Below are 16444 nucleotides of genomic sequence, written 5' to 3' on the forward strand. Positions count from 1 at the left end.
CTAGTAATAATCGCTTAACTTTAAAATCTCTTCATAGACCCTTTTGGAGTTGTTTTTGTCATGGTATCTGAAAAATGTCTTGACGCGTGATTTGTATATCAGCTCCATCCTGCAGTCATTTTCAACGAGATTTAAAATGGCTTTCTTAAGCTCTTCGTGGTCTTTTACGACAGGCCCGAAACCGTCAAGCCTGTAGCTGAAATAGGCGTTTTCAACATCGAAATGGTATCCTTTGTCAAACTGATAATAGATTACGGGCTTCTGCATATATGCAAAATCAAATGCAACTGATGAGTAGTCGGTAATCAGGATATTTGCGCTGTTGAATGTCTCACGGTAATTTGTAAGGTCCAAATCGAATTTTACGTCGGGATGTTTTGTAAAAGTATCTATGAACTTGTGAAGGTTTCTGTGGGGCTTGAATATGAGTTCGTAACCTTCATCAGTGAGTTTTGAGATTAAATCCGTATCGCTTAGAAGTTCATTGAACTGTCTGTAGAAGTTGCTTTTTACAAACTCAGATGCTGATTTCTGGTCAAGGTTACGCCTCCATGAGGGCATCAGGACAATTTTCTTTTGAGGATTGCTTTTAAGGGCGTCAAACCTTGGAAAACCTAAGGCCTTTATGATGTCCTTTGAATATCCGTAATCCGGATTTGAAAATGATTTCCTTTCCGCTTCAGAGGTTGTAACCAGAAGTGATAAAGGTTTGTCGAATTCGTTAAGCCATGCTGAAACGTTGTCCTTGGTAACACCGTGCTGGAGAAATACTGTCTTTGATTTGATGATTCCTGAAAGGTATGAATAGTTTCCCCAAAACGGATAGATTAGAGTGTTGTCAGGGTGTGAGGTTATTATAAAATCACTTAAAAGCACAAAGAGCCTGTGTTTAATTGACCTGTACGGCAGGACTTTACCAACATTTTCAACCTCTTCAAACTGCCTTGAGGATTTTCCCAAGGCCATCCATCTTTTAATCTTGTGGGTTTTTGATGATACAAGATAATCGTATTCGCTTTCAGGAGATTTTTCCAAAACGAAATACGGCTCAATATCCGGATTGTTTTGGGACGTTACGTATTTAAAAAGCTCAAAGGCATTGTCTCCTGCAGCATGGGGCAGATCCATAAAAATCCATATCGACCTTTTGGAGAAAAACGGATGGATGAAAATGTAGAGAATCCTTAAAAACAGTGCAGTCATCCAGCTTCCTGAGCGCTCTTTCATCATTTTTAACATGGTTTTCACCTCAAGGCGTAAAATCCTGCGGTGTTTAAGCTTGATGATTTTAATTTCGTTGTCGCCTGCTATTGCAATGTCCTGCTTTGAAATCTTATACATCCCGTCCCCATTTAGCCTTGAAGTCTGGTTGTATTCGATTTTCAAATCGGCATTCTGAGTTTTAAATGAAATTACAGTGTTTGTTTTAAAAAGCACTATTGATTTGAAGCAGTGGTTGTATCCGTAGTTGAAATTCAGCGAGTAATTGTCCCTTTGGGGATATCTCATAACCCTTGCCGGGATTTCCTTGCCGTCGAATTTTGCGATAATCTGAGTGTCCTTGGTGAAATTTGTCAGAACTCCTTCAATGTGGATTTCGTAGTTGCTTATGAACTTGAAATTGTCTATAAAAACAGTGTTGAGCTTGAAGTTGTCTGTAACGTTTGACTTGTCGTTTAAATATTTCCAGCCGTGCCTTTTCATTAAAATAACGTGTGCCTTTAAAGCCGCCGGAATTGACCTCTGGGCAAGGATTACGTCTTCACCCACATATTTTAGAATCTCGAAAAGGTTATCATAAAGCTCTTTAATTTCTTCAGAGTTTAATAAATGGTCAATCTTTTTAATCTCAAAAATCCACTGCAGGTCATACATCAAAAAGTACTGGATGAATTTCGGAAACTCATTGAAATTCTCCTTTGTGTAGTTTATAAGCTTAAAGAAGTATTCATGAATCCTTGTTGTAAAATATGATCTTGTATTTCCGGATGATGTTATCAGTGAGTTCTGGCTTCCGTCCTTTCTGTAATGGTATCTGTCGGCTGATAAAAATCCGATATTGGGATTGTCCAAAAGCATCTGGGCGATTAGAAGAGCGTCCTCTGATACCTTAAGGTTATTGTTGAACGAATAGTTTTTAAGTTTCTCTAATCTTATAAATGATGAAGGCCCTGAAAGCTGAATGTAACTTGGATTATCATGAAGGTTTATAACCTGGTTTTTTTCAAACTTGAAGTTTAAATTATGGGGACCACGCCTTACACCAAAGTAATAAATCGGAATCGAAACTATATCGATTTCCTCATGCTTTTTTAGAAACTTATAGGCATGAAGAAATGCTCCTTTTGAAATTGTATCATCAGCGTCAAGAAAGTTTACAAATTCTCCCCGGGCGTGTTTGAGCCCTTCGTTTCTTGAAAACGCCGGCCCCTGATTTTTTTCGTTTGTAATTAAAGTGATGTTTTTTGGGTATGATTTTTGATAATTTTCTAAAACAGATAATGTATTGTCTGTGCTTTTATCGTCTACGAGGATTATTTCAATGTTTTTTTTAAAATCAAGGCTTTGGTTTATAATTGATCCAATTGCTTCGCCGACATATTTTTCCTTGTTATATATAGCCATCACAACTGAAAACTTAAACGCCAAAATAAAATCCTCCTTACTGTATATATAAGATATGTATATTATTTAAAGGGTCGGATTTTTAAATCAGTCAATGGCAAACCTGTTTTTTGAGCCAATCAGAAAATGAGAAGTGATGTCAAAAATAACGTCATCGGGACTTGAATAGGTGTTGAATCTGTTTTCTATTTCCTCTAAATCAAGAGTGGTTTCATCGGCTGTGTAGACAAACAAATCAGAGTCTGCTTGAGACATCTTTTCGATTTCTGCTTCACCCCATCCGTGAACCGAATGGGAAGTCCAGAACGTATCCTCATGAATGCATCTTAAAGGCGCACCGGCGTAAGTGGCGTTTGACGGAACGGTTTTATTTGAAACTACCGAACCAGCACCTATTGTAGAGCCCGAACCTATTTTTGAGCCCTTAAAAACCATTGCGTTCTGGCCGAACCACACATGGTCTCCAACATAAATGCTTTTGGCGTAGTTGAGTCTGTCTTTGGATGATGAGTGATATATGCAGTGGCCGTCTGAGGTTCTAAACACCACATTGTATGAAATAAAGCATTCATCACCTAAAATTATGTTTTTGGCCTCTGATAAAACGAAAGTTGTCCTGCCGTTGAAAAAGTTGTTCTTGCCGATAAAGCAGACGTTGTTTTTGTGAAGTGCAATGTTAACCGAATAGTCATGGATATTGCCTGAAAGATATAAAACCGAATTTTCACCATTAAAGTCAATTCTTGAGTTCCAAAGATGCACTCCTTCCTCACATATCAGAATGTTGTTTTTTCCTTTAAAATTAATCTGGGAATCTGTAAGTTTTGGAAGCTCTCCTACAAATTCGTTTTCATTAAGTTCTAAAAGTTGGCCCGCATCTGTTATCTGCACATTTTCACCTTAATATAATATGGTGGCGGAAAATATTTAAATGTTTATAAAAAAAGAGGATAATTTAGTCGTTAGCTAAATTATCAAAGTATCCTTGAATAAATATGACTGGTGTTCCCTTATCTCCGGAACCGCTTGTCAAATCACAAAGTGAACCTATCAAATCAGTTAATCTTCTTGGAGTTGTTCCTTCGGTAATCATCTGACCTGTAAGATCCTTATCTTTTGCTTTAATTTCATTTTTGATTGCTTCTTTTAACTCATCGCCTTTTAAATCAGCGTATTTGTTATCAGAAACGTATTTCAATTTTATTTCATTTGGAGTTCCTATAAGTCCGTCTGTGTGTGCAGGTGACACTACAGGATCTGCAAGCTCCCAGATTTTTCCGACAGGATCTTTAAATGCCCCGTCACCGTAAACCATAACCTCAATCTGTTTTCCTGAAATTTCAACAAGTCTTTTTTGAACTTCACGGACTAACTCATCACCGGTTTTCGGGAAGAGTTTCAGTTTTTCTTCGGTTGCTTTGTTGGAGCCTAAAAGTCCGTAGTCAGGATTGTATCCTGAATCTCCCACAGGTTCGGTTAAAACCTGATGCATACCATATACGTTGGCACCTAAACCTTTGAGGAGTTTTGTGGTCTTGTCTCTTGTGTGAATGTCACAGGTTAAAACATCATTTGTGTAGTCTAAAATCTTTTTGACGTCATTTGAAAATACGAATTCCACTTCACAGTCTTCGGATTCTATAAGTTCACGGTAAAAGTCAATCATGTTGATTCCGGTAAATGGGTGAATCCATGATCCGAAGGTTTCATAATATTCAGCTTCTGAAATTGTGCTTCCCAAATGGTATTTGCTTTCCTCTAAAAGCTCTTCGTCTAAAATTCCGTTTCCCACTTCATCTGCCGGAAATGATGTTAAAAGAGTGATTTTGTCCATTCCTCTTGCAATACCTTTTAGGACAATTGAAAATCTGTTTCTGCTTAAAATAGGATTTACAACCCCAATCTTTTTTGACGGGAATTTGTTTTGTAAATCTTCGGCTACATCATCCACGGTTACATAGTTTCCCTCAGAAATTCCTACAACCGCTTCTGTAATTGCTACTACGTCTTTGTCTTTAAATTCAAATCCTTCAGCTTCTTTTGCATTCATTAATGAATCTACAACTATTGTGGCCAAATCATCGTTTTCTTTTATAATAGGTGTTCTTATACCACGCACTACAGTGCCCACACATCTCATAAACAGTTCTCCTTAAAAAAAAATGTCTGCTGGAAATATGTTTCCAGAACCCATTTATAATATATTCATTAACTTATATAAACTTTGTATCGGCAAAACTATTTCCAGTAGCCGAGTTGGGCTTCATCAAGGCCGATGTCTGATGCCTTAAAAATTGGGTCTTTATTTGATTTTTTCTGCTTTTCATAGTCCTTAAGACAGTCTATTGCGGTTTTGCCCATAAGTATACATACCGGAAGGTTGATTAATGTCATTCCGCCCATGGTGATGTCTGCTGCAGCCCATGCCGCATCCATAGGAATGATTGCTCCAACGAATATGATTACAGTGGCGCAGAGGTAGAATATGTTCATGAATCTTTTTGACGGCTTTCTCTTTCTGTTCATGTAAATCAGTGCATTGTCGACGTAATATAAGTTTCCGATAAGTGTTGTAAATGCAAATAAAACCATTGCGACTGTGATAAAAATAGGTCCTGCCTGACCGAATACAGTTGAGATTGCATTTTGAACGTATGGTGCTCCTGAAACCGCAGCGTCTCTTGCAACTCCAGTTGAAAGGCACATAAGCGCTGTTGCTGTACATAAAACCAAAGTGTCGATGTAAACTGAAAGTGTCTGGACAAGTCCCTGTTTTGCCGGATGAGACACTTTAGCCGATGCTGAAGCGTTTGGAGCAGAACCCACACCTGCCTCGTTTGAAAAGAGTCCTCTTTTTATTCCGTATACAAGACATGACCCGAGAATTCCGCCTGCAATTGATTTGAAATCAAATGCGTCTTTTATGATTAGGCCAAACATTGCCGGAACGTTTGAGTAGTTGAAAAGTATAACGATTAAAGCTATGATTACATAGGAAACTCCCATGATAGGCACGACGGTACCTGTAACCTTGACGATTCTCTTTCCTCCACCTAACAGACAGTATCCTGTAATGGCTGCAAGTGCAGCGCCTACAATGACCGGCGTGATAGCAGGATTGTAAAATGAATAGTCCATGAATGTTGACTGGAGATTGTAGGAGCACAGAAGGTTGAATCCGACAGCGTATGTTGAAATCAGAAATATGCAGAAAAGGATTGCGATTTTAGGTTTTTTAAGGCCCTGCTCGATGTAGTATGCAGGTCCACCGTAGAATTGGCCTTTTTCATCTTTTCGTTTATAAATTTGAGCAAGAGTACTTTCAATGAATGCTGATGACGCTCCGATGATACACATTACCCACATCCAGAAACAGGCCCCAGGACCTCCAAGGCATATTGCAGTCGAAACGCCTATGATGTTACCTGTTCCGACCCTTGAAGCGGTTGACACCAGCATCGCCTGAAGGGAAGATACTGAATCCTTATCTCCTGAAGGCTCTAAAAGAAGTCTTACGGACTCCGGAAAGAGTCTGATTTGAACGCCTTTAGTTTTTATTGTAAAATACAGTCCGGCAACTGCCATTACAATGATTAAAACCGGACAGTACATGAAATCGTCAATTTGAGTTAAAACGGCTACTATATCCAACATGATTACCACCAGATTATGGGGCGAGATTATTTTTGAATAAAATATCTTACATAATAAATTTTAGTTATCATCATATAATAAATTATTGAATCCGGTGAATTTTGGCCATTAATTTCTCTAAAACAATATTCATTTTATAGATTGGAAGTTTTTACAGCAATTTATCTGAAATATAGTTGTTTTTAACCAGTTTTTGATATTGGATTTTGAAAGAATTTCAGATTTGATTATGAAAGTTTAAAAAAGTGAAAGATAATATAAGTTAATTATCAAACTCATATTCATCAAATTTTTCGATAATAAAATCAGCCAACTCAAAAGCTGTTTCAATACTTTCATCATACCATACTGCGTCCCCGCCAATTTCTCCTTCACGAGGAATAGTAATATAATAATCAACCTGATGTCTCAACGATTTTAAAAGAAAAAGATCATCTCTAATTTTATGATTTAAAACTCTGTTAAATGGACCTCTTGAGCGGATAAAATTAAGCATTTGTGTATTGTCACGCTTAGTAGAATTATATTGCCAATTCATTTTCAACCATTCCCGAACATATAAAAATGTCGCATAATAGATCCTGCCATAAACTATCCTTTTAATTGTTGTTTCATTTACCTCAAAACAATTAGAGCATTCCAATAATTGTTTTGAAAAGTTCAAAAAATATAATGGCTCAAAATCTTCAAAATTATCAAACATTTTGACTACCTGCCTTTAACTAAAATAACAGTAATATTATCAAAAACAAATGAAAAATCTGAAGAAACACAAAAATTACAGATTTCTTCCAAAATTTTATAATGCAATTCATTTCTTTTCGAAAATGATAAATTTCCATCGAATTTGATATTAAATATATTGTCAGGATTGCCCTGCAGGTCTTCATGCACCCAATCACATGAAACCAATTCTTCATGGTTCGAAATGATATTGCGTAAAATAAATCTATAAACATTTGAATAATAAACATCAGAGTTTGTTTCACGAAATTTAGGGATAAATTTTGCTAAAACCCTATTTTCAATATCTGCTTGAACATACTCATCTTTTGGGAATTGAACATGAGAAAACTGAAAAGCATCCTTATTATAAAAATCTTCACTAACTACTGGAGGAGTCATATTTTTCACCCATTTTTTCTATAAATTCATCAGTAATTGAATATTCAAATTTTTCAAAGATTAAACTATTCATTTCTATTAAATGTTCTTTAACATCATCAATATTCATGACATTTTTGTTTACACAATCATAATCCAAAATAAAATGTTTTTCATGATCCGGATTCTCAGTCGGGTTATAAAACCCATATTGCATAGTAAAAATATAATCATCTTTCTGCATTTGTAATTTAGAAAAAAATTGAATTAACTGATTTTCTTTAAAATCATTCAATAAAGCCGTATTTGAAAGAGAATTGCTCACATATTTATGAATATCATCATTAATCTCTGCATCATATATCTCATTAATATATCTTAACCCTAAAAAATTAAGTTTAAAGGGAGAATACTGTTTTAAAGCAGATATAATCAACATAACATCATCCAAAAATAATTTAAATCCTTTATAAGCTCCCCGTTTATAATTTAAAACTAAATTATTTGAAGTTAAAGATACCTCTTTATCAGCATTATCATTTCTAAAAATCCAACATAAATTACCCTCATGAGTTAAATTTTTAGGATATCCCGATTCAACATCAATATCTAAATTAAATTTCTTTTGATGCAATATTTCAACATTGGGAAAATCATCGAAAATTGCATTTCTAAAATCATCTACAGATTCTTTTTCATCCCCACAAATTTTAAGGATTGTAGTGAAATCAATCCTAAAAATAATTTCATTTAAAAAATTATCTTCCAATATGACTCCTTTTTTCATCACAATCAACTCCTTAAAATATAGTACATTTTTCTAAAATCTAATAAATAATCTTTTTTTAATCCTATAAATACTTTATAAGTAATAAAATCAATATTGATTTCAACTTGAAATATTATTTTTTAAAAGAGGATAAAAGATACAATTGAAAGTAGGATAGCAAATGTTTTTCACTTAATCCAGTTTCATCAATAACCATTAATATCCGAAAGAAAAAACATTAACATAGGGATGATTAGTAATGTGTGATGAAAGATACCTGGCGATAGATATTGGAGGAACATCGATAAAATACATTCTCACCGACAGGAATGCGGAAATCTCCAAAATCAATGAAATGAAAACAGATAGGGATGATGGGGAACTCTTCACTTCACTGGATGAAATAATTGCTCCCCATCTAAATGATATTGACGGCATTGCACTGTCATTTCCAGGTAAAATTAATGTCGAGAAGGGAATCGCACATACTGCAGGAGCATTCAGGTGGATTTGCGATTTGGAGGTAAAATCAATCCTTGAAAAGAAATATTTAAAACATGTGTGGATTGAAAACGACGGCAAATGCGGAGCATTGGCGGAATTCTGGAAGGGAAATCTCTCGGATGTAAAAAACGGAGTGTTTATTGGACTTGGCACAGAAATAGCCGGAGGAATAATACTTGAAGGAAAGTTATTTCGTGGATCTTTTGGGAGTTCTGGGGAATTTTCAAGTATGTTAGGTTGTCTTAAAAATCCAGATAATGAAGAGCGCTTCGGCAAGATTGGCGGTTATAAAAACCTGATTGGAAATTGCGGCAGTGACGGTCATGAGTTTTTTGAAAAGTATCACGCTGGAGATGTAGGTGCTGAAAATGCGCTTAAGGAGTACTCAAGGACAATTGCAGCCGGAATCGTCAATATTCAGTCGGTATTGGACGTTGAGAAGTTCTGCATCGGCGGCGGGATTTCGGCCGAGGATGTGGTGATTGATGAGATAAGGGAAAGCCTTCGGGAATTCATTACTGTTAAATTAGGAGAAGCGATTAGCGAGCCTGCAATCGAAAAATGCCGTTTTGGAAATGCAAGCGGATGTGTTGGAGCATTATATAACTTTTTGTGTATGGAAAAAATCATCTGAAGTCATGTATATTTCCAGTCACCTGATTTCAAGAGAATGTTTTCACAGACAAACCTTGAATAATTTAGAGAGCATGATTTTCGTTGAAGCATTTAACAATTCCTACAGATAATTTAACTACTTCATAACTCACACATAACAATAATTATCAACAAGCAAATATAATCAAAACACAAAATAAAAATGCTTGAAGTTACTCCGACATGGATTAATCAACAAAAGTTTTCATATATTGAATCAGTTCATCTTTTGTGGAATCCTCAAGACCGAATTCTATGGATGCACTGAGCCAATCAAAACGGGTTGCAACGTTATATGTCTTGCCCTCATACAAAAGTCTGTATGCTCCATCCAGTTTTGAAAGTGCATCAGTAAACTAGATTTCACCCCAATATCAGTTCAGGTTGTTTGATTATATCAAAAATGTTTGGAGTCAAAATGTATCTTCCAACCATTGCAAGTTTGAATGGCATCTTAAATTTTTGATATGTAATTTTTTAAGATGCACATGTGCATATATTTTTTAATAATATAAATTTTTTAAATTAATTAAAAATGCTACTATTAATCAAAATTTAATAAAAATTCTAGTTCCTCATTTCCTTCAATGAAATAATATTCTTTTTCTGCATTAAAATTATTAAGAGGTATAGAATACTTAAACACATTTAAACCATTAATGTCCATTTTAAATCTTGTTTCATAATTATCAATACGATTTAAAAAATTATGTTTTGAAATATTAAGTAAAAAGCCATATTTTTCCCATAGTTTTTCAACTGAATATTCAATAATCTCATTTACATAGAAATATCCATAAATTGCATTATCTGAATATAGATATACTTTATCAATTATCTCATTATTATATTCATTTAATATGATGCTAGTTTTTCTTTTATTAATAATCTGTTCACAAATACTCAAAGGTACTGGAAATAATATATTACTTTTTGAATAAGGATTATCTAACAATTCTTCAAATTTAACCTCTTCCTCCATTGTTTCAACAATTTTATCAAATTGTGGGAATAATGTTTCTTTAGAATAATTTTCTGCCTGCAAATCTTTTAATATCTCTTTTTTAAGATTTCCAGAAATTATAAACTTATGGAAAATTTTCTCATTATCATTAATATCAAAATTTTCAAAACCATTTAATTTATAACCCCAAAATTCATCATGACTTTCTTTAAATAAATCTACAATTTCTTCATCAAATGGTTTGTTTGAAATAAGTTTATTAAAATCTATGCTATTTAAAAATGTAAATAATCCTTTTTGTGATTTAATATTATCATTAAGATTATATTCTGGACGATAAATTTCAAATGGAGGAATATAATTTTTAAATTCAACATCAAGCTCTATACATTTATCAAGATGTTTGTGGCTTTTAAATAGGGTTGAATCATAGTTATCAGCATAATAATGATTTTCAAATAGTTTATAATTAAATGCCCATAAAACACAATCTTCTTCATCACCCTCCAAAATGTTTCTTACTGCAAAGTATAATGCAACTTTATAGTCATAACTCCAATCTAATGCCCTTGTCGGAAGATTGTTATGCTGTGCAATCGAAATTATTTCATAAAACTCAGGTTTTGGCCAAACTTCATAACGCTCTATGCTATAATGAACTGCATTGTGAATCCATCTGCGAATATTTTGATTTGCATTAATTTTTAAACCTAACTTATCGGCATGATTTAAAAATTTTAATAAAACATATGCTTCCCTTTTAAATTGCAATTCATTAAAAGAAGTTATGAAATCTGGATAATACCCATTATCAATATCCTCATTTTTATTAGTTATAATTGAAACGATTGTATTATCTTCTAAATTTTCAAATTCAGCCCATATCTTATCAATTTTTTTAACTTCCTCAGCGGTAAGATTTAAACGGAATTTAAACTCATTATCTGAAATAAATTTATTAATTTCAAAATTTCCATATTTATCTTTTCTTAAAGATGAAGGAATCAATTTATAATACGATTTTTTCATACCTCTGAAAACATAATTTTCTCTTAAATCCCCCCATTTTGATTTTCCTTTAATAATATTTAACAAAACATCATAATCATCGATTATATGTGTTTTTACAAAATCACTGTACTCCATGTTAATTCACTCCAACATTACTTATTCAATAGCATCATCCAACCACAATTCATGTCCTTTCAAGAATTTCTCAACAACAATTTCATCGTTTAATTCATCATAATTTTCATCAATTTTATCTTTAATTGGATTCAAATCCATAAAATCAGACAATTCCTGAATTTCATGCTCAGAAAATTTTTCTGACTCTGAAATAAACAATTTAAGGAAAACCAGCAAATTTTCATTAGAGGAGATATAGTTTTCAAAATACTCATTTACCTCCGAACTGAGCCCTAAAAGCATCCCCACATCCAACATTTCAACTATATTCCTTTCAACATAATCTGAATGCAAATCAATCATAGTCGTGAATTTATTTTTAAGAATGTTTTCAAGTTCAGTGACTTCATTTCCATTAAATAAAGACTCTGTAGACTTTTCAATGTCCAAATCAAACTCCTTTTTAAACTGAAGTACAAGTAAAATTAACAATTCCAGATAGTTTGAATCCAAAAATTGCTGTTTTAGTATATCAAACCGATTTTCAGAGCCCAATTGAGAAATTACATTCAAACTTATGTCATACAACAGATTTTTCATTTTAACAGTATGTCCATTATCAAAGTTATCCACATCATATTTTCTGTAAAATGAAAAGATTACATCCAGTAGAAATTCCTTTTCAGATACTTGGCTAACCCTATTTTTCAAATTCTTTAAAAACAAGTCCAATTTATCCATATCCTCCAGATTTCTGAACTGTTCGAATAATTCAACTTCCATTTTAGAGTTTATCAAATCAATGGTTATTGAAATTTCATATTCATTGATTTCTTTTAATATTGGATTTAGCTTAAAATAGGTTTTGAAATGGTTTTTATGACATATCAACAATTTTTCGTCATGACTTGGAATATCCAAATCATCGATTATGCCATATATGAAAAGGATTTTTGGAAACAGAACCTGCAGCAGATGCATTGCATTTTCATCATCACCAACAATTTTTTCGAATTCACGTTTCTCTTTTTTGCGAATTTCTTCATCATAATTTATCTTTGAAAAAGTAGATATTACAAGCAATGATTCGTTTGATTTGATTTTTTCATATAACTCTGGGTTGAAAAGCTGTATTGCAGTAATTGCAATGAAATCCTCAAAATTCACTTCATTTTTTACCAATTCAATGTTGAATTCAAGAATGTTGATGAATCTTTTAACATCACGGAGGGTATTGAAATAGCGTAAAATTCCATAACCTTCACTACGATAATCCATTTGGGATTCCAAACGAACATCTAGCATATCGCATTCTAAAAGAATGTCATGTTTTTCTGAAAGACCCCATAAAAGCTCTTCTAATGTTTTCCTTATCTCACTTTGAGATACTAGCGGCACTTCAAGTGGGACATTGATAATCTTTTCTATGAAATTGCCCGCATAATGTTTATTTAATGCGTCATGAATGATATTTTTATCAAATGCAACAAGATAGACGATATTATCAAAATCTGCCATTATCTTAATCAGCTTAAACATCTCATAAATTTCATTAGCATCCAACCTATCCAAATCGTCGATTATACATAAAATTTTGTGGTTTTTGAGTTCATCATTGATGTTTTCCTTAATCTTGAAAAGAGAAGTTTCATCGGAAGCCATATTAAGAGTTTTACCTAATATTTCTCCTAATTCCGGATTTTTTATTGAAGTCAAGGTTGGCAAAATAGATTTTAAAAAGTCAGATTTGTTTAATTTAAATTTATACTGCGATATATATTTCTTTAAAGCATTATCTCCTGAAAACTGAGAAATCAGTTCATCGAAAAACTGTTCAACCAATTTGTTGTATGAGGAATAAATCCACGGGTTGAATTCCATGATTTTTATATCCGTATTTTTGAGATGGCCTTTTGTTAGGTTTAAAATTGATGTCTTTCCAGAACCCCAGTCGCCCATCAAACCAATTGTAATGCATTGATCATTATTCTTAAAATAATTTTGGATATTGATTGCTAAATTTTGGGCGAAATTATTATTGTTTAAAGTATCATCTTTTGGAGAATCTATTGCTTTTTCATGTTTAAAAAAAGATTGGTGATTTGTATCAAAATGAGAATCTGGAGATTTCATGAATGAAAGTTTATTAATGAATTCTTATTAATATTTCTATTTTAAATTAATATGCATCATTTAACAAACATATTGAATATACACTCATGCATATACTTTAATCAAAGTTAACTTGTAGTTTTTACAACATATCATACATTGGGAAAATCTTATTGTTTTTTTATAATCTTATTAAATTCATTTGAAATATGATTAAACATTGAACTTAATCCTTCAGATATGATTTCATCCAAATCTTCCATTAATTTTCGTTGAAAATCCTGTTCATTAACTAATTTTACATATTCCTCAAAATCAATATCACTGAACACATTTTCATCAATGCAAATATTAAATGCATAAAACATGATTATTTTATTTAAAATATCTCTTGCATCATCTTCCAGATATAATGACAAAAATAATGCATGGAAGTTAAGGAAAGCTTCCTTAAAACTGATATACGGAATAAAATCCAATTCTAAAAATGTGATGGATATATGGATGATTTGATACCAAAAATTATATAACAAACATAAAAACTTTTCCAAATAATTATCAATACCCACAGGTATTCTATTTTCATATTTATCCAATTTTTCTTTAAGAGACAAACTTTTGTCCAATTCATCAAACTCAAATAAATCAATTTTCTTCTCGATTAATATGTCTTCAATTTCCTCAATTGAATTAAATTTTTCCATGAATGAATCTGGAGATGAAATCTCATCACAATCAATTATTGATGAAAGCAGCTGATAAAAAATCTTATTCTGCAATTTGATTAAATCTTCATTGTACACTGAAATAATATAATCCAAAGGAAGAATGAAAAAATAAGAATTATAATTTTCTAACAATTTCAAAGTGTTATTAAATGATCTTTTAAATATTGAAATTATATCAAATGAATCTTGCACGGCATTATTTAAGAGGTGTCTGAATTTTAGCATTGGCTCATTAACAATATGTTCATCACCAAATGTTTTGAAATAATAATGTTTGTTGTCTTCAATGCCCAAATACATTGATCCTGCTAGAAATAATGTCTCCTTGTCAGTGAAATAATCCATATCAAATAAGAATTTATCTCTGTTTCTTCTCCAAAAAATATCAATTTCTTCAACGATTTTCGAAATTTCAATTAGACTCAAGTCATCAGAAGATACGATATCTCGTTTTGAATTTAATAAATTAAAATAATCCTTTTGAATATCAATCAAATAAGTTAGATTTTTACTCATTTTTTACCTCATATTTTGACAAAAATTCCTCAGATAACGGATAATTCTCATCAATGAAATTTAATAACTTTTTAAATACCCTCACCGCATCAGGCAGGACATCAGCCAAATTCTTTTTTAAGTGAACATCAGGAACATTATGTCCCAGATGCAGTGGGTTAACGCATTTTAACATTGAGCTTTCCCGAACAGCACCCCACAAACCATGAGCGTAACTGGATTCATAATCATAATAAACATCAAATAATTCTTTCTCATCAACTTCAATTGCTTTGTCTCTAAAATTAGTTTTGCTTTCAAAATTTCTAAAGTCCACATCTTGAAACATTTCATCGATTTGTTCATTGACTAAAATGTCAAGCAATCCCGGATTTAAATGTGAATTTTCAAATTCATCAATCTCACGAACTTTAATTAAGATAAGTTTATATTTTCCAATACCATACTCCTGATATTTTTCCCATAAGTCAGGCTGTTCATCTGCTTTTTTATTGATATATTTTAACATAATGAAAATTTCAATAATTATCCTTAAACTCAATCGACCCATTACCTTGTCTCTAAGGTTACATTCGACCAATTCATTTAAAATTTTCAATGCATAAACCGATGATCCCATCATTACATTGAATTTTGAATCTTCGAGCTCACTATGCATATTGTCAATGATTAATTTCTGAAACTCAACTTTAATATCTTCAATGAATGCTTCATCAATTGAGTATTCATTTTCATACATTCCATATTTCAATCTACAATCCCCTATTTCCAATAATTTTTTCCAAAATGATTTTATGAATTCAGAATTATGTTCATAAATCATATATTGTACCGAACCGAACATGCTTCTAACAGTTGGTCGGTAGATTCTCATTTCCCATTCTTCATGATTTGTTTTTTGATAATAATATAACATTTCAAAAGCAGGTTTAATATTTTTCGTAGCATGAATAATTTGTCTAAAGATAATGTAAAATGTTAAAATTACGTATTGAACATCAGTTGCACCATCAGATTTATTATGTCCATAATTATCAGTGATATTTTCTAATATCTCCAGTTTTTCTTCAACAGTTACTCCGTCTTTAAAAAAATATTCGAAAAATATTCCATGATTATTATTGAATAATATAGTTAAAGGATTCAATACTTCTATATCAATATGCTGTGATAACATTTCATAAAATTCCCCTTGTTTTTCATCATCTAGAGATAAAATATAAGATAATTGCAATGATTTTAATTCAAAAGACAAATCATTAAAGTCTTTGAAAATAAATGACAATATTGTAAATGCAGGTCTGCGACCATAGTAATCAATTATCAATGCAATCCAAATAAAATCTGGAAAACATTCTTTCATCCAACTATAATGTGTAATATTGCCCAGTTGGTTAATTGGAGATTTAAGAATGCCTTTTTTAGGCCTCCCATGATCACCGTGGTCTTTTAATTTATCCAAATAATGTTCCCTCATAATTATACATTTAATGTATTAAATATAACTAATTTTTGCGAGAGCATTTACAAACAAATCTAAAGACATTAACTATACATATTAAGTAAAAACAAAGGTAATTGACTCCGAACTAAATAACAATGAACAAATTTAAAACCAACATACTCATGATTTGTAAATATACTGTTAATTGATTGAATAAATCATGATGAATGCAAATGATTTTA

The 16444-nt window shown here is 32.1% G+C and carries 13 protein-coding genes; 1 reads left to right on the top strand and 12 read right to left on the bottom strand.

Features of this window, described 5'->3' with window-relative positions; all coding sequences use genetic code 11:
* The 7 genes from IJL02_RS05620 to IJL02_RS05650 form a co-directional block, all read right to left on the bottom strand.
* Positions 1–2649 (bottom strand): CDP-glycerol glycerophosphotransferase family protein, encoded by a 2649-nt coding sequence (locus tag IJL02_RS05620; RefSeq protein ID WP_292812539.1) that lies wholly within the window; start codon positions 2647–2649, stop codon positions 1–3.
* Positions 2650–2712: 63 nt separating this feature from the next.
* Positions 2713–3516, bottom strand: a complete 804-nt coding sequence (locus IJL02_RS05625) for an acyltransferase (protein ID WP_292812542.1) — start codon at positions 3514–3516, stop codon at positions 2713–2715.
* A gap of 64 nt (positions 3517–3580) precedes the next feature.
* Positions 3581–4765, bottom strand: a complete 1185-nt coding sequence (locus IJL02_RS05630; RefSeq protein ID WP_292812550.1) for a coenzyme F420-0:L-glutamate ligase — start codon at positions 4763–4765, stop codon at positions 3581–3583.
* 98 nt (positions 4766–4863) lie between these two features.
* Complete coding sequence (locus tag IJL02_RS05635) at positions 4864–6279, bottom strand: sodium:alanine symporter family protein (protein WP_292812558.1); 1416 nt, start codon at positions 6277–6279, stop codon at positions 4864–4866.
* Positions 6280–6541: 262 nt separating this feature from the next.
* Entirely contained in the window at positions 6542–6982 is a 441-nt protein-coding gene (locus tag IJL02_RS05640) for a hypothetical protein (protein WP_292812564.1), read from the bottom strand.
* A 5-nt stretch (positions 6983–6987) separates the two neighbouring features.
* Positions 6988–7404: a hypothetical protein gene (locus IJL02_RS05645; protein ID WP_292812567.1), complete on the bottom strand. Its 417-nt coding sequence runs from the start codon at positions 7402–7404 to the stop codon at positions 6988–6990.
* Positions 7385–8152, bottom strand: a complete 768-nt coding sequence (locus IJL02_RS05650; RefSeq protein WP_292812574.1) for a TIGR04255 family protein — start codon at positions 8150–8152, stop codon at positions 7385–7387. The genes IJL02_RS05645 and IJL02_RS05650 overlap by 20 nt, the downstream gene beginning before the upstream one ends.
* Before the next feature lie 259 nt (positions 8153–8411).
* Between IJL02_RS05650 and IJL02_RS05655 the strand changes: the two genes are divergently transcribed.
* Positions 8412–9290 carry an ROK family protein gene (locus tag IJL02_RS05655; RefSeq protein ID WP_292812579.1) on the top strand — a complete coding sequence of 293 codons (879 nt, stop codon included), beginning with the start codon at positions 8412–8414 and terminating at the stop codon, positions 9288–9290.
* Positions 9291–9498: 208 nt separating this feature from the next.
* Here IJL02_RS05655 and IJL02_RS05660 read toward each other — a convergent pair whose 3' ends face one another.
* The 5 genes from IJL02_RS05660 to IJL02_RS05680 form a co-directional block, all read right to left on the bottom strand.
* The gene (locus IJL02_RS05660; RefSeq protein WP_292812583.1) at positions 9499–9624 is read right to left on the bottom strand and encodes a hypothetical protein; all 126 of its coding nucleotides are present in this window, start codon (positions 9622–9624) and stop codon (positions 9499–9501) included.
* Positions 9625–9854: 230 nt separating this feature from the next.
* On the bottom strand, positions 9855–11420 hold the full coding sequence (locus IJL02_RS05665) for an FRG domain-containing protein (protein WP_292812589.1): 1566 nt from the start codon (positions 11418–11420) through the stop codon (positions 9855–9857).
* Positions 11421–11441: 21 nt separating this feature from the next.
* Positions 11442–13535 carry a P-loop NTPase fold protein gene (locus IJL02_RS05670; RefSeq protein ID WP_292812592.1) on the bottom strand — a complete coding sequence of 698 codons (2094 nt, stop codon included), beginning with the start codon at positions 13533–13535 and terminating at the stop codon, positions 11442–11444.
* 149 nt (positions 13536–13684) lie between these two features.
* Positions 13685–14758 carry a hypothetical protein gene (locus IJL02_RS05675; RefSeq protein ID WP_292812599.1) on the bottom strand — a complete coding sequence of 358 codons (1074 nt, stop codon included), beginning with the start codon at positions 14756–14758 and terminating at the stop codon, positions 13685–13687.
* Positions 14751–16235, bottom strand: coding sequence for a DUF5677 domain-containing protein (locus tag IJL02_RS05680; protein WP_292812603.1), 1485 nt, complete (start codon positions 16233–16235; stop codon positions 14751–14753). The genes IJL02_RS05675 and IJL02_RS05680 overlap by 8 nt, the downstream gene beginning before the upstream one ends.
* Positions 16236–16444 lie beyond the last annotated feature (209 nt).

It is taken from the genome of Methanobrevibacter sp., from assembly GCF_017427765.1.
Lineage (GTDB): Archaea > Methanobacteriota > Methanobacteria > Methanobacteriales > Methanobacteriaceae > Methanocatella.

Excerpts from the sequence above, each read along its gene's own strand:
- IJL02_RS05655 (WP_292812579.1), top strand. The coding sequence starts at position 8,412 with ATGTGTGATGAAAGATACCTGGCGATAGATATTGGAGGAACATCGATA.
- IJL02_RS05635 (WP_292812558.1), bottom strand. The coding sequence starts at position 6,279 with ATGTTGGATATAGTAGCCGTTTTAACTCAAATTGACGATTTCATGTAC.
- IJL02_RS05680 (WP_292812603.1), bottom strand. The coding sequence starts at position 16,235 with ATGAGGGAACATTATTTGGATAAATTAAAAGACCACGGTGATCATGGG.
- IJL02_RS05665 (WP_292812589.1), bottom strand. The coding sequence starts at position 11,420 with ATGGAGTACAGTGATTTTGTAAAAACACATATAATCGATGATTATGAT.
- IJL02_RS05640 (WP_292812564.1), bottom strand. The coding sequence starts at position 6,982 with ATGTTTGATAATTTTGAAGATTTTGAGCCATTATATTTTTTGAACTTT.
- IJL02_RS05675 (WP_292812599.1), bottom strand. The coding sequence starts at position 14,758 with ATGAGTAAAAATCTAACTTATTTGATTGATATTCAAAAGGATTATTTT.
- IJL02_RS05670 (WP_292812592.1), bottom strand. The coding sequence starts at position 13,535 with ATGAAATCTCCAGATTCTCATTTTGATACAAATCACCAATCTTTTTTT.
- IJL02_RS05645 (WP_292812567.1), bottom strand. The coding sequence starts at position 7,404 with ATGACTCCTCCAGTAGTTAGTGAAGATTTTTATAATAAGGATGCTTTT.
- IJL02_RS05630 (WP_292812550.1), bottom strand. The coding sequence starts at position 4,765 with ATGAGATGTGTGGGCACTGTAGTGCGTGGTATAAGAACACCTATTATA.